Raw genomic sequence first — 25,029 nt, 5'->3', positions numbered from 1 at the left:
CTGTTATCTGCTGGCAGTAACCCACATTTAGAGTCGGTTTTTCAACCTCGACTGGGTTAACGAGACTTACGAGTTCAAAATTTTTAAATAGGCAATCCAGTGCCTTACATGCTCTTTAAACTGGCTGGCCATGACTCAGGATATTTGGGCTCAATGATTTAAATCATGAACTACCCAGGCATTCAATAACTGGGATAAAGTCACTTCACCAAACGCAGGATGGATTCCAGGTCTGTTTAGGTCTGTTTGCTGGAAATCAAAAGCTTTAAGTCTCTCAAGGTTAGCCCTTCTTAAAATGCTAAAAGTGTTCAATAATTCGGTCAAAGATTTATCCTTATTACTTTCAAACTGCGCGTACCTGTCAAAGGGTGTAAAGTTTTTGTCTGCCTGATCAGACATAATCAAAGCTATTCGTTCGATCCATAGTGATTAGCTTCAGGTTTAAAAGTCAAGTTTTTCTGTCGATCAAAGGTCAAAACAAGCCCAGATAAGCAAAAAAAAAGCCGTCACGATAACGAAACGGCTTCAGAAATTTATTTAGAGTAAGCTTATGCGTCACCAAATTTTTTGACCAGCCAGATCACAAACGCTACTGTTCCAAACAACCAACACAAACTAGCTAAAAGGCCTAAAAATCCACCTCCTAAAAATCCACCACCAGTCACAACTGCGGCAGCTATAATCCAAAGCAATAATCCTGCTCCCCAACCAAAAACACCAAACCACAACCACTTATTAACCGGATCTTGAAAATCTACAGCATTTTTAGCCATTTTTTTGGTCATGAACTTCTGAACCATCCCAATTCTCTTTTGAGTTCTTACCTGCTTTCTTTCAATTTTTTGAATTTCTTTGGCTTCAGCTTTGGTCAAAGCTTTAGAATTTACCATACTGATTTTCTTCTCAACTCCATTACCAGGTACCAGATTGGCTACCGTATTTGTCGCTAAAGATAATTGTACCAGAAGGACTAAGGACAAGGCAATGCTAAATAATCTACTTTTCATAACAGGTTTTTTTAAATGTTTCCGGTACGAAATTATAATTAATTCTTAAGGAAAAAGAAATATCATAGTTAATTTTTTTTCTTTTTTACCAAAGTATTCATACCCAAAAGCCATGCCAGAATAAAACAGAGGCCTCCCAGTGGTGTGATGGCCCCTATCCATGCGGGAAGATTAGGCATAAGGCTTCTTAAGGATAAGAGGTACAGTGATCCCGAAAATATCAAAATCCCTATCAATGCCATAATGGCGCCTTTATATAAGGTTTTGTCCAGTGGTTTCCATATTAGATAGCTTAATGCCAAAAAAGTATGATAGAAATGGTATCTGTTTGCAGTCTGATAGGTGGCCGCAGCTGCTTCATCCATATATGGTTTAAGAGCATGTGCTCCAAACGCCCCAAGCACCACTGCCAGAGCTCCAACTGCCATGGTGATCATCATTAAATTTCTATTTTCCATTGAATAGGCTTTTTATGTTGTTTTAATAATAATTCATTTGTTTTTGAAAAATGTTTGCACCCAAAAAAAGCCCCTCCTGCCAGGGGTGAAGGATGTGCTGCCTCCAGGACAAAATGTTTCATTTCATCGATCAATACCTTTTTGTTTTTTGCATAATTCCCCCACAACAAAAAGACCAATCCATCTTTTTTGGCAGAAAGTGTTTTGATCACTGCATCCGTAAAATCCTGCCACCCACTTTTTTGATGAGCGCCTGGCCTGGATTGCTCTACAGTCAGGATAGCATTGAGCAGGAAGACTCCCTGGTCAGCCCAGCTGGTCAAATCTCCGTGTGTGGCAATCGGGATCTGCAGATCAGTATTGAGCTCCTTGTAGATGTTTTTGAGGGAAGCAGGTATGGTAATTTGCTTGGGCACTGAAAAACTCAATCCCATTGCTTGCCCTGCTCCATGGTACGGATCTTGTCCTAATATCACCACCTTGACCTGATCGAATGGGCAATGGTCAAATGCATTGAATATCAGAGGACCCGGAGGATATATAATTTTTTTGTTCAATTTTTCCTGGCGAAGAAATGCCCGCAACTGTTGAAAATAGGGCTTTTCAAACTCGTCTTTTAATACATTTTTCCACGAAGGATGAATATTTACTTCTGCTGCCATTAATCAAATTAACTATCTATTATTCAATTATTTAAGTAGTAATAATGAGTTCGATTCACTTTCGAATTTTATTTGAATTCATTTTGTATCAAGGTGGTCATTACCTTATAGGCTTCGTCCCAGCCGGGATGATACTTTTTGAGTAATTCCATATGTTTTGCCAGTACCAGGTTATCTTTTCTTCGTGCCGGTCCAGTCTGTGCTTCTCTTGGGGACATGGTCTTAATTTTAGCGCTGGTCTCTTCGATGAGGGGCAGGAGGATGTCGAAATCTATATTTTGAGCTGCCAAAAGTTGGTATGCCATCAAATATAAATAATTCGGGAAATTATTGACCATGACAGCTGTAAGATGAATATATCCCCTGGTTTCATCAGAGATCACCAACACCTTTTTACTGATCAAAGAAGCAAGTGCTTTTATCATTCCTGCATAGCGGGGTGTGGATCCAGTCACCAATAAGGGGATATTGGCATAAGACATTTTTTTTGATTTGGTAAATGTCTGCAATGGATACAATACGCCATGATTTTTAAAATAAGGACTCAATACTTCACATCCTACGCTACCCGCTGTATGGACTATCAAAGCTGTCTCAGGAAGAATCGATTTTAATTGAAGGGTTACTTTTTCGATCTGGTCATCCTGAACGGCAATCAGGTAGAGATGTGCTTGTGTATTGAGTTCTTCAATGGAGGCAGTCCAGGCACAATGTAGTTTAGTGCCTAAAGATCTGGCGTGCGCCTTTGTTTTGCTAAAAACCTGTATTATCGGGTAATCTCTCTGGTTGCTGATTGCTTTGCCCAAATGAGTCGCTACATTGCCTGATCCTATCAATACTATCTTAAGCCTCAGGATGACAGCCATGGTCTATACTTTTCGTAACCATCGCCTGATACCACTGAGCAACAATCCAGCGAGCATCAGAAGTGTGCCAAACCAAAACATATTGATGCCGGGAAACAATATAGATTGGACAACTATCAAATCATTTCGGGGAGCTTTCTCTGCTATCTCCAGATCAATGCTATCATCACCGTGATAATCCAAAAATCCAATGGTTACACTTTCTTTCTGAGGATCTATTTTGAGACAAGTCAATCGGATTTTTTGATCAAAGTTATAATCATGCACCAGATGGATTTCACTCTTACGGATGATAAATATAGGCTCAGCAGGTACCTTTTTTCCTGATGGGGTGGTGATTTCCAATCGGGCACTGACAGCGATATCACCCTCTTTTGATGCATACCTGGCGGCGTCTATATTTTTGTCAAATCCAAGAAATTTTATAGTGTAACCATCTATAGCTTCGGATTCATTTTCTTTTAATTCGAGTTCATGTCCCTGGGAGAGGGAGGGATAAAATGATTCAAGACTCTGAGGGCTGATCCTGACCTTAAGACCAAGATTGTTTTGAAGGTCAGGGAGGGTATAATACAGTTCTTCCCTCGAAATAATCGCGGGGTTGGATCTATATGTCTGGCTATCATTTAACTGATGAAACTCAATATTTGCTTCGACAATATCATCCCCAGGTATCGGGATATAGTCTGGATGAGCAGTTTTATTTTTTGCCCCTGTATAGATGCCGAAAGCACCACTCAGGAAAAAAGTGTCCCCTACAGCTACATGATAGGATTGATATTTCATCGCAGCTTCAGATTTGTCAGCAGCTTCCCGGTTCATCATCGTTGGCGGCAACCAATTGACGAAAGTATAAAGGTCTTTTGTAAGGCTTCGGTGTATGGAAGGATTAGTGGAAGGTGCTTGATTTTCACTTCGGCTATATACTAAGGTAGGTCTTGATACAAAGGATTTGACCGTAGTGCCATTTTCAGCTTTCTGATCAAATCGAAGATCAAATTCCCTGTTGAACGGATCGAGCAGGGTGTCTCCCTGGTAGGTGACTTCAAAATCTTTGATCGTCATAGGTGCCCCTTTGATTAGCACCAGGTTTTTCATATAGTCATCCGTCTTAAACCCCTCTATCAGGTCGGATTGAGCGAAAAGATTGGTGGAGATGATCTGCTTATTCAGCCCGGTGGCCAGGATGCCGAGCACCATCAAACCAAAACCAAGGTGAGAGATCGCAGAACCGGCCATTTTAAGATTGCCACGTAGAAAGGTGACCAGGTAGGTGATATTGGTGACTATGGCAAAAATACCAGCGAATTGAAGCACAAAATGCTGCCAGGAGGGTTCGTTGAAAGCTTTGACAGAAGCGATAAATGCTATCGATGCCAATCCAAGTGAGATTGATATTAATTTTAAAAAGCGCGATTTGTATGTATCCCAATGTGCATCCTTGTACCTTAATAGTTCTGAAATGCCACTTAAGAAAGACACTAATACTGCGATCCAGAGCTGATACCTATTGTGATGTCCTATTTGATCCACGATCACCTGGCCGGTAAAGGAAGGACTCAATGATTTAGCTATTTTATTGAACACCGGCAAGGAGGTAGAACTGGTAATCAATACCGCTGAAAACAATAAAATCATCGCCCCGATAAACATCCAGTATTCACGGCTATTGATTTTATCTTCCTCTGTAGGCTTTTCGATGTATTTTTTATTTCTAAAGAAAAGGACCATCCCAATCCCTGCAAAAACCACAGCCATTAATACCAGCTGCCATTCCAGGCCCATGTCAGTGAAGGCATGCACACTCGAATCACCCAGGACTCCACTCCTGGTGAGATAAGTAGAATACAATACCAGTATAAAAGCCAATAGATAATAAAGATAGGTGGTGCCAATAGCTCTGTGTGTAGCCCTGGCTATCATATTGGTGTGAAGTCCTGCCACCAGCATGATCCATGGCACAAGTGACATATTTTCTACAGGGTCCCAAGCCCAATATCCCCCAAAACTCAACGCTTCATATGCCCAGGCGCCTCCCATCAATATGCCAAGACCAAGGATAAATGATGAAAATAGTGCCCACTCTTGAGCTGGTTTTAGCCAGGCACGGCTCTCTTTTTTATACCAGCCGGCGAAAGCAAATAGAAATGGTACTATCGTGGCTGCAAAGCCAAAAAACAGGGTAGGGGGATGAATCGTCATCCAATAATTTTGTAACAGAGGATTGAGGCCATTGCCTTTGATCAAAGATACATAATCGGGATTTTGGAATAAAGGTGCATTATAGGTCTCCCTCACGAGGAGGCTGGGGCTGGATCCTATTTTGATAATATGCTCCCCCCATCCCAAGTAGAGGCCCAACAACATAGAAAAAAGAAATACCTGGAGTAAACTCAAAATGCCCATAACAGGACTTTCCCATTGTTTGGAGGTCTTGATCAATATCAGACCAAGGACCACATTCCAAAACATCCAAAGTAAAAAACTACCTTCCTGCCCTTCCCAAAAAGCGGCAAATATGTATTTAAATTTAAGATCATCTGAGATATGATGTCTGACATACTCATACTCGTAAAAATGATGGATCATGGCATAGAACAAAAGCCCGACCGTGACCCATACCATGATGGATTGAGCTAAAAACGAATATCTGGCATATTGCAGCCAATTACTTTGATTGGTACGGGCAGATCTGAAGAATGCTATGAAAGCATTGAGGCTGGCTAAAAAGCCGAGGATTACGGCAGCATGAATGATATATCCAACCCACAGATGTTCACCTACATAATTTATGGGCGGCATCTTAGATTTGTTTTTTCATGTAGATTTCTTCGTCTTTGTATTTAGACGGGCATTTGAGTAGAACTTCATTGGCGACGAAGTCATCTCCTTTCATTTCACCGGTCACTACGATTTGTTCTGACCTGTCAAAATCCTGAGGCTTGCCCTGCAAAAGGATGACTTTTTTCTCCTGGCCTTTTGGGTCTCTTAGGTAAAAAGAAAAATAATTTGGGTTTTCTTCAGGATTGTAATACATCTCCTTGTCTTTGGCTAGAAGACCAGCTACTTTGACTCTTTGGTTGCGTTGCGTAGCCTCAGCAAAAGTGGCATAACTGCTCACATCCCTGGACAGAGAAAAAAATATACCGATACTCACCAAAATAAGTATGCCGGCGATGATATTGAACTTATTCATATTGAAGGTTGATCTTCGCAAATTTACGCTTAATGCCAGTCATATTCAAAATTTACTTATGGCTCCACCAGATCAAAAAACAGGTAGTTCAACTGGCTGCAAGATTCCGTCAAGCTAGTTACATAACAATTATTTCATATACAAAAAGGAATAGATGGGCTTAATAATAGTAATTTAGGGTTCTAAACTCTTCATTATGCGCTGGAGAAAATTTGATGGAACCACCATAGAACCTCCAATCCTGGATGCAGTAGAAGCTACCCTGGTCAGAGAATCTGAAGCAGGCAATAAATTAAAGGTCTGTATCGGTACAGACTCTGAAGTGAGGCAAGATGGTATAGAGTTTGCAACCGTCATCGTTTTTTTGAGAGAAAAAAAGGGAGGATTTATGTTTATTCGAAATCAGCATAAGTCTAAATTGATGAGCATAAAAGAGCGTATGATTACAGAAGTCTCCATGTCTGTAGAAATAGCTTACCATCTTTGTGATTTGTTGGATCTGTACCATGTCGAGTTGGAGGTCCATGCTGACATCAATACGGACCCTCATTTTAAATCCAATGAAGCCTTGAAAGAAGCCATGGGCTATATATTAGGTATGGGTTTTGTCTTTAAAGCCAAACCCGATGCATTTGCTTCGAGCTACTGTGCTGATAAAGTAGTTTGATTTTCAACCCAGTGCCCATAGTCATCCGTGCAATTTACAGCTGACCATGTAATGGCTGGTAATTGATAGGGATGATGCCTGGTAATCGCTTTAATGACCTCTGGCACTAAATCCGGCATCGTTTTCATGATCACTAAAATTTCATTTTCGCACTGGCTTTTATCTTCCCAATAGAAATAGCTTCTGGCTTCGATGAGGTTGGCACAAGCGATCAATTTTGATTGAACCAAATCCAGAGCGATATGATCCGCAACATCTTTGCCCGCATAGGTAGTGTGTATCTCTGCGATTATGACCATGGCTGTTGATGATAGTTGACCAGGTTGTCCATAGGTCGCGCAAGAATATTGCCGCAAATCAATCGATTTTCTTCAAGACAGGCTTGTAAAAAGGTCTTAAAATGATAAGCTACAGAACCTACAAAATGTATGGGGGTGGTATGATAATCCTGGTACTTTGACAGATTAGCATCCACCAGGTCCTGAAAGTTTTTTTTCATCAACTTTTGAATAAATGGATGCTCTATGTGGAGAGAAGCAAAGGGCATGAAGCTGGCCAGGTAGGTATTGACCGCTCTGGTTTTATCATATAATTTTTGCAATAACAATTCATGGCGGCCACCTACAAATGTTTCAAAAGGAACGATCAAATCTGAAGGCATATCCCTGAAAAAATAAGCCCTGATGATCAGTTTGCCAAAATAATTGCCACTGCCTTCATCGCCCAGCAGATAACCAAGATTAGGTACTGAGTCGATAAAAAGCTGTCCATCATACAGACCACTATTAGAGCCTGTCCCTGTGATGACAGCAATGCCTTTTGATGTTCCGCACGTAGCTCTGGCGGCAGCTAGCAGGTCAGTCTCTACCTGAATAGATGCATGTGTAAATACCCTGGACAATAAACCCTTTACTTCGTTTTTTTTAGATTGCTCACCACAACCAGTCCCATAATAGGTTACTTGATTTACCTTTTGATTAATGTGGTGGGGTGTTTTTTTTATTAATTCGGTATAATAGGAGCCATGATCATGCGTATAAGGATTAAACCCTGATACTTCCAGATATTGCACCTCCCCATCCGTTGAAATAAATGCCCAGTCTCCTTTGGAAGCTCCACTATCACAAATTGCAATCATGCATCAATAACTTATATTAGAAAATAATGTTACAAACTTAGCATTTTCTCTTGGTCTGCCGATGATTTTCCAGTTTCCATCATATTGAATCATAGAAGGAAAATATTTTCTTCCGACCGAAATCACATCTATATCCATCATCACATCAAAAGAATAGGCAATTGTCTTGCCTATGATCCGGTATTTTCTTTTTACAATTTGATGGGTGGACTGGTCAAACCAGGTCTGCAATTTTTTGATCACTGTTTTGCTTTCTTTTTTATCCCTGTATTCTGGTTTTAGGTCAATGGTGAATCGATAACAAGCCTGTTGGTTAATTTCCTCAAAGGCAATGGAATAGTCATAATATTGCATCATATCCTTTTCAAAAATAGTGGTCTTACTACCCAACAAAGGCACTCTGACATCTACTCCGGGAGAAAACATGAGTTTTTTTAATTCTGCTACATGCCGCTCCATCCCTTTTGGTTTATCTTCATTTAGCGACGATACAGTATCCACACACGACAGACCGTGTGTAAAAAATAATCGATCATATAACTTGGCGGTATAATAATGATAGTCACCTGTTTTCTCATAAAAATCACCTTTAACCACCTTGTCTGATTCAATCATCTGTCTGCATGGAGCAGTATAGGTTTGCCTGGCTCGGCTGTTATAGGTAGCGGCAGGTTGCTTTTTTTTAGGAAAAAATTCGACCCAATTTGAAAAATCGTAAGAAGCGGATCGTAGATTTTTAAAAGCTGAATAAAAACTTTGATCAGTTACGATATAGGTTATAAAACTGTCTATATCTAGCTCCTGCTGGCTGGCAATTACGGTGATAGAATCAAGTGTGATAAATTGTTTGATGGCATCAATATCTTGCCCTTGCAATCTATTATCGAACCCAAGAAGTATTAAGGTGAATAAATAAATACTTTTAAATAAATAAGTCATAATAGATCGACCATTTATTCTTCGAGCCAAAAATCCTCCATATCTGTTGCAGAAGGATCTTTAAAATCATCGATGTCACGACGCTCTTTTTTGGTAGGTCTGCCTACGCCTTTATCTCTGACTTCTGCTGCTCCTTTACCAACGAACCAGGATTTGTATTTATTGAGTTCGTCCTCAGGAGTAAGATTTTCATAATAGTTTTTCGCCAGGGTGGCGCTGACTCTTTTTTCTAATAAGTCTTTGACTTTAATCTGTAATCTGAATCCTTCTTTGAATACAATCAACAGGTCACCCACTTTAATATCATGGGAAGGTTTAAGATAGGATTCAGCTAACTTGACTTTTCCTGCTTTGCAGGCATCCGTAGCGATGGTACGGGATTTGAATAACCTGATGCTCCAAAGCCATTTGTCCACTCTTACACCATCCATGATTATTTGGAATAATTTTATTTGTATTTAATGGAGAGAGTTATACTCCCATCCGGTTTCGTTTGGCCAGGTATGCCTGTAGTATAGGTTTGTACCCTTTAGTGATATCCGCTTCGATGAGTTCGATTTTAAATTGCAGACAATTCATTCGGATTTGTTCCTGCACTTTAGACATTTGAAGACGGTATTCTTTCTCTACTTCTTTCGGCCGCAACCTGATTTTTTCTCCCGTCTCAAGATCTATAAAGAGGTGTGGCCGGTTTTCGTATTGAAATTCGATCTCTTTACTATGATCCACTGTGTGGAATAATATCACTTCATGTTTATTATGTTTAAGGTGCTGCAAGGAAGCGAATATCTCATCCAGATGGGTTGGGTCTTCCATCATATCCGAAAAGATGATGACCAGGGATCGTTTGTGTATCCTTTCCGCAATTTCGTGCAATACTTCTGCTGCGTTGGTGGTACGGAGTTCGCCTGGTTGTTGTAATTGTTTTTCAAGATGACTCAATAATAGTTTGTAATGGGCCGTACTCGATTTAGCTTCCGTATGGATTTTTAAGGTGTCATCAAACAAGTCGAGTCCAAATGCATCACGTTGTCTGCGAAAAATATTCATCAAAGAGGCAGCCCCCAACGCCGAAAAAATAAATTTGTTTTGAGTATCATTGGCATCATGGAGGCTACTGATTGGAAACTGCATCGAAGAGCTCGCATCGATCACCAATTGGCATCGGAGATTGGTCTCTTCCTCAAAACGCTTGGAGTACATTCGATCAGTGCGGGCATATACTTTCCAGTCAATATTGCGGGTGCTTTCTCCTTGATTGTAGATCCTGTGCTCTGCAAACTCCACTGAAAAACCATGAAATGGACTTTGGTGCAGACCTACGATAAATCCTTCCACCACCTGATTAGCCAATAATTCTAATTTGCTTATTTCCCTGAGTCCGGGTTGTTCTAATGATACCATGTACCTTCAAAGATATGGATTTGTATTGTTGTGGTGGGGAAGACAATTCATCAGATCAGGTGTCAGAAGCACTTTTTAAGAATTATCCATTCGGTTCACTATTTTTATACTATGAAATCAACTGTTTTAGGATTAAGAACCTGTATCATTAAAGTAGCGAATCTGCACGCAGCCAAAGCATGGTATACTGAGGCTTTCCAAGCGGAGCCTTATTTTGATGAACCTTTTTATGTTGGTTTCAATATTGGCGGTTATGAATTAGGTCTGGATCCTAATGGATTCAATGAAGCATCCCGGTCTAACACGACGATTTACTGGGGTGTAGAGCAGATTCAGAATGAGTTTGATCGCCTTCTGGGCCTGGGTGCTACTGAAATCGAAGCTCCAAATAATGTCGGAGGAGAATTGATGGTGGCTACAGTGTCTGATCCCTGGGGAAATTTAATAGGGTTGATCTATAATCCTGAGTTTAAACTCGAATAATTAAGCTTTAAGCTGTTATAAAGCGAGTTTTAAAGATAGACTGTGACTACCACTCCAGGGATTGCTTGCCCGATAGCCATAGTCAATACCTAATCGCTGTTTGCTGTCTTTTTTGAAGGGAGCTTCGATGCCAAACCCAGCGGATAGACCCGTATAGACATTTTTTTCATCGGCACCACCTTGTGAAAGTTGATGTTTATACCCCCCTCGCAGGTAAAACACTTTATTGAATCCATATTCAAGGCCTCCACCTATTTCGTCACTGGAAAAGGAATTTGCGGTAAAATTCGCCACAATCGATAATCGATTTCTTTTGTCAAAATTTAGGTCATAAGAGGTACCTATATTTAACAAAGAGGGTAACTCAAATCCGGCAGACCGTTGGTCAAAAGTCAGATTATAGGGTACATCTCCTTCCGGACTGTTGCCTTGAAATGATAGGCCTTCGCCATTAAATCGCATCGGCGAACCTACATTGCGAAGGGAGATTCCAAATTTAAAATTGTCTTCAGGACCATTCACATATTGGACCCCCGCGTCAAAAGCAAATCCAAATGCGCTTAAATCTGAGGTCGACTCAGATATGCCGCGCACCAGGATACCTACAGAAACCTTGTTTTCAAAAGTGTAAGCATAACTAAGTCCCAGGTTGAGAAAGGTAGGAGAATAGGTAGCTCCGGTCCCTTCAGGCAATTGTGTCGTAGTGACATTAATATCCCCTAGATCCATGGCAACCAGCGTAAATCCAAAAGCGCCACTCGTACCCATCTTCTGTGCAAATCCCAGGGCATTAATTGATATACCAGATCCTCTAAGATATTGGGTATGGCCCATTAAAAGCTCGGTTTTGTTAATTCTGGCTAGTCCTGCAGGATTGAGCCAAAGCGATTCTACACCCCATACCATCGAGGTCGTCATGCCATGCAAGCCAGCAGCACGAGCCCATGGATTGATTGTCAATTCATAGGCACCAGCCTCACCCTGGCGATCTGGGTTACCTGCATTTATTTGCTGACACATGACTATGGTCAGACCGGCTATGAAGTAAAAACAATTTCTTCTCATCATGTCACAATTTATAAACCAGTCGGGTCAAACTTTCGATTGACATTAAACCATTTAATCGTAGTCTCTCCGATACCTTCCGCAGCTATATGTACCAGGTAAACTCCACTTGCTATAGGTATTCCTTTTGCGTTTTTCATATCCCATTCAAGATCAGGCGCATATCGTGTGTTGAGTACTGCGGGATTGTTTCTGTCTTTGATAGGAATATCTTTTTCATCCCTTTTATATTGCCTGATAAACCTGCCGTCCAGAGAATAAATGGTCACATTGCATTTAGCAGGCAGGTTGGTGATCTTGACAATATTGGAAAACTGTGTGGTTTCGTAAGCTGAATAGGCATAATATGGATTGGGTACCATATTGATTCTTTTCAAAGCGGCCGGGATCTCGGCTCCATTCAGCGCTTGACTTTCCTGACCACTAAAATTGAACATATATGAAGGGTACCCTTTGGCAGAATTAGTACCAACAGAAACATTGTAGGGGTTATCTACCCGCATTTTGATAGTCACCTCATTAGGTATGAGACCATCTTTGTATGGCAGTAATTTTTGTCCCTGAGTGACCATCGGTACACCCGTCCAGGACACATCCCGTAGACCTGGTATTTTCTTAAGAATACTTCCTCCCGAAGTCAACCTGGTACGTAAATCTTTGCACTGATCATACTCCTGGGATGTCACGTAGATAAAATGTTGTCCGCCTAAAAGGTAATTAAATAGGGTAGGAGCGCCTCCTGTTTGCAGGATGGCTTGAGAAGTGGGGTTCCACATCATATCGCCGCCAGTAGCTTTTTGATCATCAAAACCCTGGAGAAATAGTCTTCCATCAAATACAGTGTTTTCACCAAAAAAGATGTTAAGCCTTTTGCCGGTCTCTACATCTATGGCATACCCTGGAAACCAGGACATACCTACACCATCATTGTCAGGATCAGCGATGCCGTCCCCGTTAGCGTCTTCTTTACCCACAGATGGACTTTTTCGTAAATCCATATTTTTGGTGTCAAACAAAGTATTGATACCAAGTCCTACGGTAGTATTAAAATAATATGGAGATGCTGTCTCGACGACCACACAGCGGCTCCAGAGTGTCTTATCAGGCGTCAACACAATATCCACATTGTTGAGGTTTTGTAATTTAAATCCTACATTTTCTCTCATAATTCTGAAACCATCCCCAAGGTCCATCCAGGAAGGAGATATGTAAGGATTAGCTGCATCACTTACCCTAAAATCAGTCAAATAGAATGGCACGAAGGAAGTTCCTCCTCCCATTGTGGATAAAGCAGATTTTTGATCCAAAAGAAAATCAATACCATTTTTTCCGGTTTTGATGTAATTGAGTGGGGTATTTCCATTAGGGATTATTGTAAACCACTTAGGTTTGCTAGCATCTTTGTATACGATTTCAGAACCTATTGCACCGTTGCTCCCTTGAGGTGTATCACCTGCATCCAGCGTCTGACCCAGGGTCACTGAAAAGCCATATTTAGCGACTAACTGCTCATTAAGTTTGTCCAGGCTAGTCTCAGACAAAATGGGGCTGTTTGGATCCTGAGTATTCACTAATCTCCATCTGACCGGCGGGTCTAATTGATTATTACTTGGATTTAAATCAGTAAAAGTAAGTATGAACTCTCCGTCCTTGATATCCAATGGATTATACACTTTGACTTGAATAGGTCCTCTGCCGGGTTTATATTTTATTTTACCGTCAAATTTGTTTTCCGCAATAGCCTTTTTTGTCTCGTCGGACATATCTAAAAAATTGCCTCCGGCTCCTATACCATCCAGCCGGGTGATCTCTGCTCCATTGCCATAAGTGGATTGAAGGCTTGTATTGACTATGGGTCGGGGCGTAGGGACATATGTTCGGATATTTCTTCGCCCTTCCAGATATGGAGTACGCTGGCCAATCACATCGCGGGCATTGAATGGCAGGAAGCTATTGTAGGCATATGCAATAGCTGTAAAATAGTATTTTTTATGATTGACCAAAGTTCTGTCATTGGTCGCGAACTGGTCTTCTTTAATTTGAAAACTATGCCTGATACCAATATCCTGGCCTTCAACTTTGATTTCGGGAATCCATATGGGTTGGGTAGAATTGGGATCGGGGACGGACTTCCAGTTATAAATATTACTCACACCATTTTTTACATCAACCTGGTAGATCAGCCGCGCTTTGTTGACATCCTCGATATCAGAGATCCCAACATCAGCACTTTTTAATTGAAATATTTTATAGCCTTCGAATCGGTACAAACTATCAGTAATTCCTTTTGGCGCAAGCAGGTCGACCTCCTGATATGCTTCGCGGGCATTATTGGATTTAATCTCATCATTGGTCAGGAGTACGATCAATTCCTGATCTAACTCGATGAAATCCATATCAGGAGCATCAGGGCCATCTGTGATATCAAAACAATTGTCAAACAATGCCTGAGCCAGATCGTCTGCTGAAGTGAGGCGATCTATACTGGGACAAGGGTAATCCACATCAGGTACCCATACCACCCCGATGATGAGCTCATTGACAGCGCCAGGATCCAGTCTAAAAGGGCCTGAAGCCTGGATAGTCCGCCTGTCTCCAAAATCCAGGTTGGCGGTACACATTGACCACCCGCTGTTGACATTCGGAGCGTCTGTAAAAGCAAAATCGTTGCGGGCTGCACCTATCTGATAAGCAGTACCACCGAAAGAAAATGGAGTGCCGTCTTTCCAGGAACCCGACATATAATTATAATACTCCTGGGCATTGTCAGGGTCTGTCATGGCATTAGGCCAGTTACCTATAGCTGCATTATTATAATAGGTAAAAGAAGACATCCCGATTTCCTTCCCCTTCTCATCCAGAGGGCCACGAAAATAGTCGACTCCCAGGATAGGAATATTATTACAATAGGTGTTGATACCACCTGGGCAGGAACATCCGGTTTCTCCATCGGTAGCATCTTCATTATATACGTAGGCCAATGATCTGCTTACATCACAACCAATGTAATCATCGGTGTGGCAACCTAAATCCGGGTCTACATACATCGCGAAGAAGGTGCTGTCAATACTTTGAGTAGCACGATTGATAAGTTTGTACCGCTGAAAGGTCATATTATTGATCTCATCATTAGTAGCATAAGCAAAAGCTTGTACCTGGATCTCCATCTGGATTGGTTTGCCCTGGGTCTGGGTATGAATACCTCCAGCATCATTGTATATCCAGAAGGTCATTTCATCAGGATATTGAGGGGCGTTACATCCTCTGATCTCTATGATAGGGTAGTCACCATTACATGGATTGTACAGCCCGTCTCCATCCTGGTCATAGAAACCTGCCAGCCCCTGGGAAGTGTTGGGAAGGTCAAATCCGTGTATATTTTTGAAGTAAGGATTACCTCTGGCGGGCCATCCTAAAATATCTTCAGGTATTTTTTTACAGTCAAGGGCATTGCCACTTGCTACGGCTTCATTAAACGCTTTTATATGAATAGAGATATTTTCTCCCAATACCTGGAAATGGCGATCCCATTTAGCACAAGTATCTATGCCTATAGTTCCTTTATTCGGATCGAGCGGGCCTGGCCAAAAATCATTTCTGTTTCCTGTTCTATAGGTCTGTGCGGCCAATTTTAGATTTCCAACCGGATCGTAGCCACCGAGCCAAACTGCTCCGGCAAATATAGCTGAGACTTCAGGTACTCCTGACCCCGGTGTGACTTTGGGTACTATATATTTACCATTCTGAAGGTCCCACCATACATCCCCACCACCTAACAAGCGTGCACGCACATTATTAATAGACATATCAATAGAAGATGTAGAAGGAGCACAATCAGCCCTGGCAGAAAGTCGTTGTTTTAATTCGTTGATTTTACTTGGTTTGATAGGGTAGTTGGGATAGGCATTGAGCTGACCCAAGACTGCAAATGAGAATGAAATAAATAGGATTATATGACTTTTTACCATTTTCAATTTAGTTTAAAATTCTACAATTGCTCCCAGGAAAATTCTTCTGGGCAAAGAATAAAATCCGGGATTAAGTTCAGCCCATTGGTATGAGGCAAGGTAAGCATTGACATCTCGTCCCGAATTGAGGACTGTATTTAAAGCAGATTTTCCATCTGTGGAAGTCAAGTAACCATCATCCTCCGGGGATCCACTCACTGGATACACCCCAAATACGCTTTTTTGGTTAAGGACATTTTGCACCCTGAAGTATATATTGAGTTGCATGGGGAATTTTGAATTTGCTCCTCCAACCAAAAAGCTTTTATCTGCTCTCAGATCCAGGCTAAAGGACCAGGGAAGTCTTGATCCGTTCAATGCGCCTGCAAATCCAGTGCCTCCCAGCGGTTGCGCTCGTTGCAATTTAGTATAAGGTCTGCCACTAACAGCATTGGCTTGAATGTTGATGCCCGCATTGGCCAATATATCCAGACCATTGATCCGGGGCCCAGAATATGCCCGTCCGGATGCATATCTGTAATCCAATACAGTCACCAGCCGATGTCTCTCGTCGAAGTTCAATGGAAAAAGGCTACGGATATTACCCCTGGTATTGAGCCCTCTCTGTGAAGTCGAGCTGGACCCGGTACCATCCGCAAACTGTAAGGTGTAGTTGGCTTGCAACTCAATATTATTGGTACGACGAAGATCATACTGAAAGCTAAACCCCTTGACGGTGCCAAAATCCAGATTGCCGAATCCAGTATAACTATTGACTGGAGAAGGAACGTACAGGTAGTTTCTGCTCTGAATCATGTCACGCATCTCTTTATAATAGGCTGACATCTTCAGCGCCGAGGAATTGGTAAGCTTTTGTTGAAATCCTACTTCGTAGTCAATGGTTTGCTCTGGTTTGAGATTGGGATTGTTAGATGGTGTCCTGGATGGATCTTCAAAATAATAATAATCCAGGGCAGTAGCTATGGTATTGGATGGTGGTCGCTGTACCAGGATGTCGTAATGAGCATAAAAATTGGCATCATCCGAGATCGGAAATGAAAATGCCAGTCGGGGCATCACATTGATCTGAGGCACATAATCTGTAAATGATTGTGAGGGATCAAAGGATTTGAGCCGAATATTAGAATTGGGATCTTTGAGTTTTGGAGTCACTATTTCTCCGCCGAAAAGCACAGAACCATCATTGGCGGGAGTCCCATTTGGAAAGTACCATTGCTCTCCTTTTCGATAAGCTTTGACATTGTTGGAGTTTTTTCCCGTGACATATACCAAATAGTCATCACCCACTGCATCGGGTTTAGGATCGCCTGTCGTAGCAAAAAAATCTTTGGCCTGGGTGATTTCATAGAGAGAAAAAGGGTCTTTCAAGACTTTGGTATTGGCATCATACCGATCTATCCGCACTCCCAACCGAAGGATCAGGTCTTTATAATTAAACTTGTCCTGGATATAAGCTGCTGCATAAGTCGGTCGGTTGGGGGCCACTACAAAAGTCCTGCGACCTTCTGCATCTACCGAAGTGAAAAAATCTTCAAACTTGGCTTTGGTACTCAATTTATTTCCCAGGTAATCATATCCATAATAATCCAGAATACCCTGATCGGTCAGTTCACTGGCTGAAAACATGTCCAGCCTCAGATCAGCTGGTTGCAAACCATCCACATTGACATAGTCGTTGAGGGATTGTCCTGTCAGTTCCCGGATTCGTTTATAAAACAAAAGATCTTTATCCTCTTCGATCAAGGTTTTAAACTGTTCGTAAGTAAATGGAGTCACTACTCCCGGAAATGACCCAATGATTTGAGTGGTATCTACTCCTTTGATATGATTGTTGGCTTGGAGCCTGGCAATAGTCCAAAGTCCGTTTGGATTGATACCCCATGACCGGTTTTCTCTTTTTTCATAAATAAAGCCTACCTGAATATTGTGTCTGCCTTTGTCAGATCCCCCAGGGAAAAGGTCAAAACTTCCTTCGCCGTTAAAAGTCATGATGTCGCTTTCGCCTTTGGCATATGAATTGTACACGGAGCCGACATTGCTATGTAATCTCCAGGCTGAATTATAGTTACTGGAGAGTGATCCATTATAAGCGTAATAATCAAGCAGGGTATTTCCATCGAGGCCATTATTGTAGTTTGCGAGGACAGGATTGATCGTTCCAGGGGTATACCCATTGAGCTGTTGAAGATAGCCTGCATGGGCTACACCAGGTATGGGCCCTCGGGAATACGTAGATTCTCCCTCGACCGGGATCCAGGAAATGTCAAAATTTCCGACATAGCCATAATCGAATAATCTGTCCTTGTGGACATAGTCTTCGCTATTGCTTCTGCCTTTTTCATAAGAAGCCTGAAGGGTGTAAATAGCATTTCTCAAAAACCTATTGTCTCCCTTTTTAGTTTTCCTGGTAGCCTCAAGAGGATCGCCCTGAAGTCTATGGCGCCATTTAAATCCAACCCGATAATTCTGACCCGTAGCTATGGGGTTATTTTCATAATTCAATAAGTTCCAACCTGCACTTGGTGAAAACCTGTTTTGATTGTCATTAAATGCTCCGGTAAAACTGATATCGATTTTTTGGCTGAGCCGGGCATCTATCTTGCCATTCAAATCAATTCTATTGGCGAGCTCATTGATTCGGGCACTTTTAAGATTAACATCATTGTTGGTCAAAAATTCAGCGCTGGACAAAGGCACACCTTGTAACCTGGTCACTGGATTAGCCTCTAATTCTTTCAATTTATCTTGATTGGCGTAATAGGTACCTGTAGCTGAAGGACTATCATCTTCCTGTCGCCGGTATTGTGCACTGAGCCGGTAGCCAAGCACTGAAATTCCTTTTTTATTTTTCAAAATCGGGCCACTGAAATTGGTATTTAACAGGTTGTAGCCGTATGGATCCAGGTATTGTGAAGTCTCTAATTCGACGCCGCCTGTAAATTTATTGCTCGGTCCTTTGGTGGTTATAGAGATCACCCCTCCGGTGACATCTCCATATCTCGCTTCTACGCCACCGGTAATGACCTGTAATTGGTCTATTTCTGTCTGAGGAATGAGGCTGGTATTGACCCGCACGCCATCAATATAATAATTAGTGGCATTAGATCTTGATCCCCGGATATTAAGTGCTCCTCCATTTTGAGAAGCTATCCCTGCGGTAGTAGCAGCGAGTTCGTTAATGTTTTTGGTAGGAAGATTGCGTATTTGTTCGGAGGTCACGGTGCCTCCTGAGGTAGTATTGTCTTGTTGGATTAAGGGGACCTTGTATTCAGTGACTACCACTTCATTGAGCACGATTCCGGTATTCAGTTCAGCGTTGAGTCTGTTGGATTTGCCGGCGAATACTATTACCCCTTGAATACGTTGAGTCTGATAACCAATATAACTGAACTCCACATCATAAGTGCCAGGATCAATATTGGAGATGCTGTAGTTGCCATCTATATCCGTGGTGGTACCATTTTTTTGAACGCCGCTTTTAAATAAAACTACGGTGGCACCAATCAGTCCTTCCTTGTTTTCGTCCTGGACTTTGCCTTCCAAAGAAGTCTGGCTATGAAGCGCAGGGATCACCAAAATACCTAAAATAATACCGAGTAATAGTTTCCTCATAAAACTTTTGACAAATAGTTAAAATTCAATAGGATATGCAATGATAGTACAACGAAGATAAAGCATTAAACGCTGATTGGAAATACAAAGTTGGCTGTGATCATACTTCTCCTTGCATTTTAATCAGATAGCAGTATTTGAGCCTCAAATTATTTAATGATCTTCAACAAATAACTATTTCAATGCACCAACAATATTCAGTTTATACCGAATTGCGGGCTGCGTTGATGATGCCAAAGGAAGACCTGATGATGAGTCGCTCATAGACAGATCGGAGTTCGTGTTCTTTGTATTCAGGCTTTCGCAGCTGGATCAAGGCAAATTGTTGGATGGTGAGCAAGGGTTGTACGATGCGCTCCCGGATATCAACTGACAGTGCGTCAGCAGGATAATCCTCCATCAGGCTTTTATGTTTGGTGAGCTTGAGTACGTATTTTTCAGTTCTTTTATTTTCGTCGAAAATGATCTTAAACAGACCTGCATATTCCGGGTCCTTTTCAAGATAGGAAGTCAGTGGGAAAAAGCATTTTTTTAAGGCCATTTCATTATTTTCCATGAGCGTCTTGAAAAACAAAGAAGAAGCATATAAATCTTCGACCTCGCCCCATCTTCCCGCCTTATCAAGGTGCTCCAGCGCCGAACCTACTCCATAATATCCGGGCACATTCTGTTTTATCTGAGTCCAGGAACTGACAAAAGGGATAGCCCTCAGATCTTCCAGTCTGAGTTGAGCGGATTGTTTTCTCTTGGTCGGTCTGCTCGCGATGTTTGTATCACTGTAATAATTAAGCGGACTCACTACCGTCATATAAGACACAAACTTTGGATGATTTTTTAAGTCCCGAAATACATCAAGGCTAACCTGAGCCAGGTCTGACAATACCTTGCGATGATTTGGATTCAGGGTATTAGTTTGATCAGCGAGCACATCGTTATAGATGCCGGCATTGAGCAACTGTTCGATATTAAACTGTGCAGATTCGATGGTCCCAAAGCTGCTGCTCACCGTCTGGCCTTGTATCGTCAGTTGGATTTCAGTATTAGAGATTTTATGTCCGAGGGAAGCATAAAATTTGTGGGTTTTACCTCCGCCTCTTGAAGGGGGGCCACCACGGCCATCGAAAAAAACCACGCTTATGGCTTGTGCCCTGGAGACTGCAGTGAGCATTTCTTTCGCTTCATAGATACTCCAATTGGCCATGAGATAGCCTCCATCTTTGGTGCCGTCAGAAAATCCCAACATGATGGTCTGAAAAAATGATCTGAACTCGAGGTGTTTTCGATATCCCTGGTGAGCATACAGCTGGCTCATAATATCACCAGATTTGTTGAGGTCAGTTATTTTTTCGAAAAGTGGCACGATATCTACCGTGACTTGGTCTGTCTCCCATATGGTTTTTAAAAGAAAAAAGACTTCCAGGACATTTTGCTGCGACTCGCATTGGCTGATGATGTAACGATGACATCCCAATGCACCATTAGAAGCTTGAATATCCTTAATCGTCTTTATGGTTTGATAAGTGTCATAGAGTAGATTGCTATCATTAGGCACCGGTGGTGAGATTATCTTGCATGGACTAGATAAAAAGGCAAGCTTTTCATCAGGTTTTAAGGACGAATAACTTAATATGGTAGCATCAGTGTATGGCAACAGGGCATCGATCACCTCACTATGTACTATACTATCCTGGCGGATATCCAGAGAGGCAAAATAAAAACCAAATGACTGGACTTTTGCTATAAGTTCATCGACTAACTCCAGGAATAGTCCATCATGTTCGGACAGTATTATTTGACGCACCGTATTTAAATCGCCAATCAGATTTTCTTTACCATATTTTTCAGGATTGCCGATCAACAGATCCTCCAGCATGTTTTCAATTTGCCTAAGGATCTTGTCTATATTTTTAAAGGTTAGCCTTTTCTTTAAAATCTGGATATCCTCTATGTAGCAATTTACCAGGTTGGTTTTTAGGTTTTTAGCCACAGCACGGGTGGTGGCCTCAGTAACAAAAGGGTTGCCATCACGATCTCCTCCCGGCCAAAAGCCTAGATGAACCAATGGGTCTTGTTCGTTAGCGGACTCTGGCACCATTTTGTTGACTCTCTGATTGATTCTTCCAATAGCAGGATAAAATATATTACGCAGGTACCAGATGAGACTATTGGCTTCATCAACAGGGGTAGGCTGGATATGTTTGAAAAAAGGTGTTTTGCCTAATTGTTGCAGCAAGAGATTAATTTCTGTGATATTATTATCGGCGATGCTTTTACTTAAATCATAAATGATGCCCAGGACAGAATCCGGGTAAAATTGAGTAGGATGGGCAGTCAAAACCAATCTGACGGCAAAATCTTTTAATCGTTCGGCCAAAGCATCGGTAAGTGACTTTTGTTTTGTTTCTGCTTCTATTTGGTTGAGTGTCCCTTTGCCTTCAAGGTCGTGTGTATGACTAAAAGCAGCATCTTCCAATGCATCAAACAATACTACCTGCCGCTCCCCATACTGAATAAATCTGAATAAGAGGTCTATTTTGTCTTTTTCAAGTGTGTAATCAGTTTGGCTTTTAAAAAAATAATCTATGATTTCTTTCGGGCTTTTGCCATTGGCATATCCGTCTTCACAATAGGAAGCCAGGAGAGACAACAGTATCCCTGTCTTTTCTATTTTATGAAAGGGTAGAGAAGTAAATAAACTATTGAAAAGCTGAAACTTAAGTAATACCTCTTCTTTGAATACTGCTTCAGGATTGGCTGTAAATGACATAGGATACAAATATCGAGCTTATCCTTCAGTATTGGCTTATTACATCCATTATTTTCTGTCTGTCCATCCTTGTTGTAAGTAACAAAATGCTTAGTTAGGCATGTAATCGCTTACATTTTTTTAACAAAAGGGTTTGAAGTCAAATATTTTAAAGATATTTCGTGCCTTAAATGAAATATGAATATGAATAATGAATTGGTAAGACTAGACTGGATAGTGCTTGGAGGATATATGTTAGTCCTTTTAGGCATAGCCTGGTGGGTGATCAGTAAGAAAAATGAAACTTCTGAAGAATATTTTTTGGCTGGTCGCAACATAGGTTGGTTTGTAATAGGGGCATCCATTTTTGCATCAAATATTGGTTCAGAACATGTGGTAGGGTTGGCCGGTACAGGGGCTGAGAGTGGTGTGCCTCTGGCGCATTACGAATTGCATGCCTGGATAGTATTGTTATTAGGGTGGTTTTTTCTGCCTTTTTATATGCGGAGTAATGCATTTACTATGCCCGAATTTTTGGAAAAACGATTTGATGGACGGTCCAGGTGGTTTCTTTCTATTTTTTCTATAGCAGGCTATGTACTAACAAAAGTGTCCGTCACCATTTATGCAGGTGGGATCGTGGTAGCCAATTTGTTGAATATTTCTTTTTTGAGTGGGGCCATTGTGACCGTGATAGTCACAGGGATTTATACGGTATTAGGAGGCATGAGAGCCGTCGTCTATACAGAGGCATTTCAAACTGTATTGATATTGGTAGGATCCTCTTTAATTACCATATTGGGCCTGCAGGAGATTGGAGGTTGGTCCGAACTAAGAGCTACTGTAGGGAGCGAACATTTCAATATGTGGAAACCTGCATCTGATCCTCAATTTCCATGGACAGGGCTTTTATTTGGCGGCACTATAGTAGGTATATGGTACTGGTGTACAGATCAATATATTGTGCAACGGACCCTGGCAGCCAAAAACATACAAGTGGGCAGGCGTGGGGCCATCTTTGGCGCTTTTCTTAAGTTGGCTCCTATATTTATCTTCCTCATTCCAGGTATCATAGCATATGGACTGAAGAAAAAAGGGCTTTTAAGCTATGATAAAAGTGATGAAGTATTTCCCGCCATGGTCAAACATTTACTGCCTGCCGGATTGAAAGGACTTGTAGCAGGTGGCCTCATGGCTGCTTTGATGAGTTCTTTGGCATCTGTCTTTAATTCGGCATCTACTCTTTTTACTGTGGACATATTCAAACGGTTATATCCTGACACGGCTGAAAAGAAATTGGTGCGGATCGGTAAGATTGCTACAGGATTTATAGTATTGCTGGGCATGTTGTGGATACCGGTTATGCAAAAAATTGGCGGAGGCGTCTTGTATCAATATCTGCAAAATGTACAAGCATATATCGCACCTCCTATTACCGCGGTATTCGTCATTGGAATACTTTGGAAAAGGATGAATGGGCAGGCTGCTATCGCCACCCTCTTTTATGGTCTGATCTCGGCTACCTTGCGTATAGTGTTAGAATTGATGAAAGATTCTCTAAGTGGATTTCCACTTTCATTTGCAACTATCAATTTTTCGCATTTTGCCATTTTCAATTTTCTAGTTTGCGCAGCAGTAGCCATTGTGGTGAGTCTGGCTACAGCTCCGCCGAATGAACTGCAGCTGGCAGGATTGACGATCAGCACCCTTTCTCCAGAGCAAAGGCAGGCAAACAGAGATAGTTATTCTAAATTAGATGTGGCTATCTCACTATTACTCGCTGTGATAGTCATCAGCATCTTGATTTATTTTAGAGGTTAATATCTTGATTTAGCGGCTCATTTTAACTATATTTAGACGAATTCGAGCGAAAATGGGGGAGCATAGCTCCCCTTTTTCATGACTATAATATAGGTAATCCAGTTTTTGAGGTAATTTTGCTCCACAGATTTTGAACCAGTAGCGATGTCATTTACAATCAAACTCAAACAATTTGAAGGTCCTTTTGACCTTTTGCTTTTTTTTATAGAGCGGGACGAGCTTGACATTTATGATATACCAATTTCAAAAATTACCAATGATTTTCTGGATTATATCCACGAAATGGAGCAGCTCAATCTAGACCTTGCCAGCGAGTTTATATTGGTGGCTGCTACTTTAATGAGGATCAAAGCTAAAATGTTGCTGCCACGAAAGGAAATTGATGAAGAAGGTAATGAGATAGACCCTAGATTAGAGTTGGTGCAACGTTTGCTGGAATACAAAAAGTACAAAGCTGTTCTGGAAGAATTTGAGGCATTGGAAATGCGAAGGATGCAACAAGTATCCCGTGGTAATGTAGACCAGGAATTGAAAAAATTTGCGGAGAAAGCCTTTATTGAAGCTGAATGGGAATCAGTGACCTTGTTTAAACTGATGAAAGCCTTTGAGAAGATGCTCACTCAATTTGATGAGCGCAGACATGTACATAAGGTCTACAACTTTCTTTATACGATCCTTGATCAACAGGAATATATTCAGGATCTGATCGTGGCCAAGGAAAAAGTCACTTTTGAGGAAATCTTTGGTATCTGCGAAAATAGGATCCATGCTATTATTACATTTTTAGCCATGCTCGAACTGCTAAATCAGCAAAAGTTGAGTATCATTCTGGGACAAGGGGCTAATAATTTTTGGATAGTAGCCCCGGTTGCTGAGCTTGCCAGTCCTGCGTCTGAAACCCCAGACCTAAGTTCCAGTGAAAATCCTTCGATCTAACAAAAGTCTGGTTGTGGCAGGCTTTCCGGCTCATTGCTTAATATATAGTTATTCAAAAAAT

Annotated in this window: 20 protein-coding genes; 4 read left to right on the top strand and 16 right to left on the bottom strand. The window is 41.4% G+C overall.

Annotated features, from left to right (window positions below):
• Positions 1-150: 150 nt before the first annotated feature.
• The 7 genes from IPJ09_06750 to IPJ09_06720 all read right to left on the bottom strand — a co-directional run bounded on the left by IPJ09_06750 (position 151) and on the right by IPJ09_06720 (position 6,189).
• Complete coding sequence (locus IPJ09_06750) at positions 151-399, bottom strand: hypothetical protein (GenBank protein MBK7371127.1); 249 nt, start codon at positions 397-399, stop codon at positions 151-153.
• Between the two features lie 149 nt (positions 400-548).
• On the bottom strand, positions 549-1,007 hold the full coding sequence (locus IPJ09_06745; protein MBK7371126.1) for a hypothetical protein: 459 nt from the start codon (positions 1,005-1,007) through the stop codon (positions 549-551).
• A 68-nt stretch (positions 1,008-1,075) separates the two neighbouring features.
• On the bottom strand, positions 1,076-1,465 hold the full coding sequence (locus tag IPJ09_06740) for a DUF423 domain-containing protein (protein ID MBK7371125.1): 390 nt from the start codon (positions 1,463-1,465) through the stop codon (positions 1,076-1,078).
• Positions 1,447-2,127, bottom strand: a complete 681-nt coding sequence (ung, locus tag IPJ09_06735) for a uracil-DNA glycosylase (protein MBK7371124.1) — start codon at positions 2,125-2,127, stop codon at positions 1,447-1,449. Before ung ends, IPJ09_06740 begins: the two co-directional genes overlap by 19 nt.
• A gap of 68 nt (positions 2,128-2,195) precedes the next feature.
• Positions 2,196-2,993, bottom strand: coding sequence for a DUF2520 domain-containing protein (locus tag IPJ09_06730; protein ID MBK7371123.1), 798 nt, complete (start codon positions 2,991-2,993; stop codon positions 2,196-2,198).
• Between the two features lie 3 nt (positions 2,994-2,996).
• Positions 2,997-5,795 (bottom strand): cytochrome c biogenesis protein CcsA, encoded by a 2,799-nt coding sequence (gene ccsA / locus IPJ09_06725; protein ID MBK7371122.1) that lies wholly within the window; start codon positions 5,793-5,795, stop codon positions 2,997-2,999.
• A 1-nt stretch (position 5,796) separates the two neighbouring features.
• Positions 5,797-6,189 (bottom strand): cytochrome c maturation protein CcmE, encoded by a 393-nt coding sequence (locus tag IPJ09_06720; protein ID MBK7371121.1) that lies wholly within the window; start codon positions 6,187-6,189, stop codon positions 5,797-5,799.
• A 196-nt stretch (positions 6,190-6,385) separates the two neighbouring features.
• Between IPJ09_06720 and IPJ09_06715 the strand changes: the two genes are divergently transcribed.
• Complete coding sequence (locus IPJ09_06715) at positions 6,386-6,856, top strand: hypothetical protein (GenBank protein MBK7371120.1); 471 nt, start codon at positions 6,386-6,388, stop codon at positions 6,854-6,856.
• Here the strand turns inward: IPJ09_06715 and IPJ09_06710 are convergent.
• From IPJ09_06710 to IPJ09_06690, 5 genes are read right to left on the bottom strand one after another with little or no spacing between them, the layout of a single operon-like run.
• Complete coding sequence (locus tag IPJ09_06710; GenBank protein ID MBK7371119.1) at positions 6,832-7,155, bottom strand: divalent-cation tolerance protein CutA; 324 nt, start codon at positions 7,153-7,155, stop codon at positions 6,832-6,834. The genes IPJ09_06715 and IPJ09_06710 overlap by 25 nt on opposite strands.
• Positions 7,146-7,994: a hypothetical protein gene (locus IPJ09_06705; GenBank protein MBK7371118.1), complete on the bottom strand. Its 849-nt coding sequence runs from the start codon at positions 7,992-7,994 to the stop codon at positions 7,146-7,148. Before IPJ09_06705 ends, IPJ09_06710 begins: the two co-directional genes overlap by 10 nt.
• A 3-nt stretch (positions 7,995-7,997) precedes the next feature.
• Positions 7,998-8,933, bottom strand: coding sequence for a hypothetical protein (locus IPJ09_06700; GenBank protein ID MBK7371117.1), 936 nt, complete (start codon positions 8,931-8,933; stop codon positions 7,998-8,000).
• A 14-nt stretch (positions 8,934-8,947) separates the two neighbouring features.
• Positions 8,948-9,364, bottom strand: coding sequence for an RNA-binding S4 domain-containing protein (locus IPJ09_06695; protein ID MBK7371116.1), 417 nt, complete (start codon positions 9,362-9,364; stop codon positions 8,948-8,950).
• A 40-nt stretch (positions 9,365-9,404) separates the two neighbouring features.
• Positions 9,405-10,337: a DUF58 domain-containing protein gene (locus tag IPJ09_06690; protein MBK7371115.1), complete on the bottom strand. Its 933-nt coding sequence runs from the start codon at positions 10,335-10,337 to the stop codon at positions 9,405-9,407.
• A 111-nt stretch (positions 10,338-10,448) separates the two neighbouring features.
• Here IPJ09_06690 and IPJ09_06685 point away from each other — a divergent pair, with 111 nt between their 5' ends.
• Complete coding sequence (locus tag IPJ09_06685; GenBank protein MBK7371114.1) at positions 10,449-10,820, top strand: VOC family protein; 372 nt, start codon at positions 10,449-10,451, stop codon at positions 10,818-10,820.
• Positions 10,821-10,835: 15 nt separating this feature from the next.
• Here the strand turns inward: IPJ09_06685 and IPJ09_06680 are convergent, their stop codons facing one another.
• The 4 genes from IPJ09_06680 to IPJ09_06665 form a co-directional block, all read right to left on the bottom strand.
• Positions 10,836-11,885 carry a PorV/PorQ family protein gene (locus IPJ09_06680; GenBank protein MBK7371113.1) on the bottom strand — a complete coding sequence of 350 codons (1,050 nt, stop codon included), beginning with the start codon at positions 11,883-11,885 and terminating at the stop codon, positions 10,836-10,838.
• An 11-nt stretch (positions 11,886-11,896) separates the two neighbouring features.
• Complete coding sequence (locus IPJ09_06675) at positions 11,897-15,853, bottom strand: hypothetical protein (protein MBK7371112.1); 3,957 nt, start codon at positions 15,851-15,853, stop codon at positions 11,897-11,899.
• Between the two features lie 12 nt (positions 15,854-15,865).
• Positions 15,866-19,465, bottom strand: a complete 3,600-nt coding sequence (locus IPJ09_06670) for a carboxypeptidase regulatory-like domain-containing protein (protein MBK7371111.1) — start codon at positions 19,463-19,465, stop codon at positions 15,866-15,868.
• 202 nt (positions 19,466-19,667) lie between these two features.
• Positions 19,668-22,232, bottom strand: a complete 2,565-nt coding sequence (locus tag IPJ09_06665) for a phosphoenolpyruvate carboxylase (protein ID MBK7371110.1) — start codon at positions 22,230-22,232, stop codon at positions 19,668-19,670.
• A gap of 183 nt (positions 22,233-22,415) precedes the next feature.
• On the opposite strand from IPJ09_06665, the gene IPJ09_06660 reads away from it, so the two are divergent.
• Together IPJ09_06660 and IPJ09_06655 are read left to right on the top strand one after the other, a co-directional pair.
• Positions 22,416-24,032 (top strand): sodium/solute symporter, encoded by a 1,617-nt coding sequence (locus IPJ09_06660; protein MBK7371109.1) that lies wholly within the window; start codon positions 22,416-22,418, stop codon positions 24,030-24,032.
• 144 nt (positions 24,033-24,176) lie between these two features.
• The gene (locus tag IPJ09_06655) at positions 24,177-24,968 is read left to right on the top strand and encodes a segregation/condensation protein A (GenBank protein MBK7371108.1); all 792 of its coding nucleotides are present in this window, start codon (positions 24,177-24,179) and stop codon (positions 24,966-24,968) included.
• The last annotated feature ends 61 nt before the right edge of the window (positions 24,969-25,029 follow it).

Source organism: Saprospiraceae bacterium (genome assembly GCA_016709995.1).
Lineage (GTDB): Bacteria > Bacteroidota > Bacteroidia > Chitinophagales > Saprospiraceae > JADJLQ01.
This window is presented reverse-complemented; position numbering and strand designations above follow the sequence as displayed.

Excerpts from the sequence above, each read along its gene's own strand:
- IPJ09_06750 (MBK7371127.1), bottom strand. The coding sequence starts at position 399 with ATGTCTGATCAGGCAGACAAAAACTTTACACCCTTTGACAGGTACGCG.
- IPJ09_06745 (MBK7371126.1), bottom strand. The coding sequence starts at position 1,007 with ATGAAAAGTAGATTATTTAGCATTGCCTTGTCCTTAGTCCTTCTGGTA.
- IPJ09_06740 (MBK7371125.1), bottom strand. The coding sequence starts at position 1,465 with ATGGAAAATAGAAATTTAATGATGATCACCATGGCAGTTGGAGCTCTG.
- ung (MBK7371124.1), bottom strand. The coding sequence starts at position 2,127 with ATGGCAGCAGAAGTAAATATTCATCCTTCGTGGAAAAATGTATTAAAA.
- IPJ09_06730 (MBK7371123.1), bottom strand. The coding sequence starts at position 2,993 with ATGGCTGTCATCCTGAGGCTTAAGATAGTATTGATAGGATCAGGCAAT.
- ccsA (MBK7371122.1), bottom strand. The coding sequence starts at position 5,795 with ATGCCGCCCATAAATTATGTAGGTGAACATCTGTGGGTTGGATATATC.
- IPJ09_06720 (MBK7371121.1), bottom strand. The coding sequence starts at position 6,189 with ATGAATAAGTTCAATATCATCGCCGGCATACTTATTTTGGTGAGTATC.
- IPJ09_06715 (MBK7371120.1), top strand. The coding sequence starts at position 6,386 with ATGCGCTGGAGAAAATTTGATGGAACCACCATAGAACCTCCAATCCTG.
- IPJ09_06710 (MBK7371119.1), bottom strand. The coding sequence starts at position 7,155 with ATGGTCATAATCGCAGAGATACACACTACCTATGCGGGCAAAGATGTT.
- IPJ09_06705 (MBK7371118.1), bottom strand. The coding sequence starts at position 7,994 with ATGATTGCAATTTGTGATAGTGGAGCTTCCAAAGGAGACTGGGCATTT.
- IPJ09_06700 (MBK7371117.1), bottom strand. The coding sequence starts at position 8,933 with ATGACTTATTTATTTAAAAGTATTTATTTATTCACCTTAATACTTCTT.
- IPJ09_06695 (MBK7371116.1), bottom strand. The coding sequence starts at position 9,364 with ATGGATGGTGTAAGAGTGGACAAATGGCTTTGGAGCATCAGGTTATTC.
- IPJ09_06690 (MBK7371115.1), bottom strand. The coding sequence starts at position 10,337 with ATGGTATCATTAGAACAACCCGGACTCAGGGAAATAAGCAAATTAGAA.
- IPJ09_06685 (MBK7371114.1), top strand. The coding sequence starts at position 10,449 with ATGAAATCAACTGTTTTAGGATTAAGAACCTGTATCATTAAAGTAGCG.
- IPJ09_06680 (MBK7371113.1), bottom strand. The coding sequence starts at position 11,885 with ATGAGAAGAAATTGTTTTTACTTCATAGCCGGTCTGACCATAGTCATG.
- IPJ09_06675 (MBK7371112.1), bottom strand. The coding sequence starts at position 15,853 with ATGGTAAAAAGTCATATAATCCTATTTATTTCATTCTCATTTGCAGTC.
- IPJ09_06670 (MBK7371111.1), bottom strand. The coding sequence starts at position 19,465 with ATGAGGAAACTATTACTCGGTATTATTTTAGGTATTTTGGTGATCCCT.
- IPJ09_06665 (MBK7371110.1), bottom strand. The coding sequence starts at position 22,232 with ATGTCATTTACAGCCAATCCTGAAGCAGTATTCAAAGAAGAGGTATTA.
- IPJ09_06660 (MBK7371109.1), top strand. The coding sequence starts at position 22,416 with ATGAATAATGAATTGGTAAGACTAGACTGGATAGTGCTTGGAGGATAT.
- IPJ09_06655 (MBK7371108.1), top strand. The coding sequence starts at position 24,177 with ATGTCATTTACAATCAAACTCAAACAATTTGAAGGTCCTTTTGACCTT.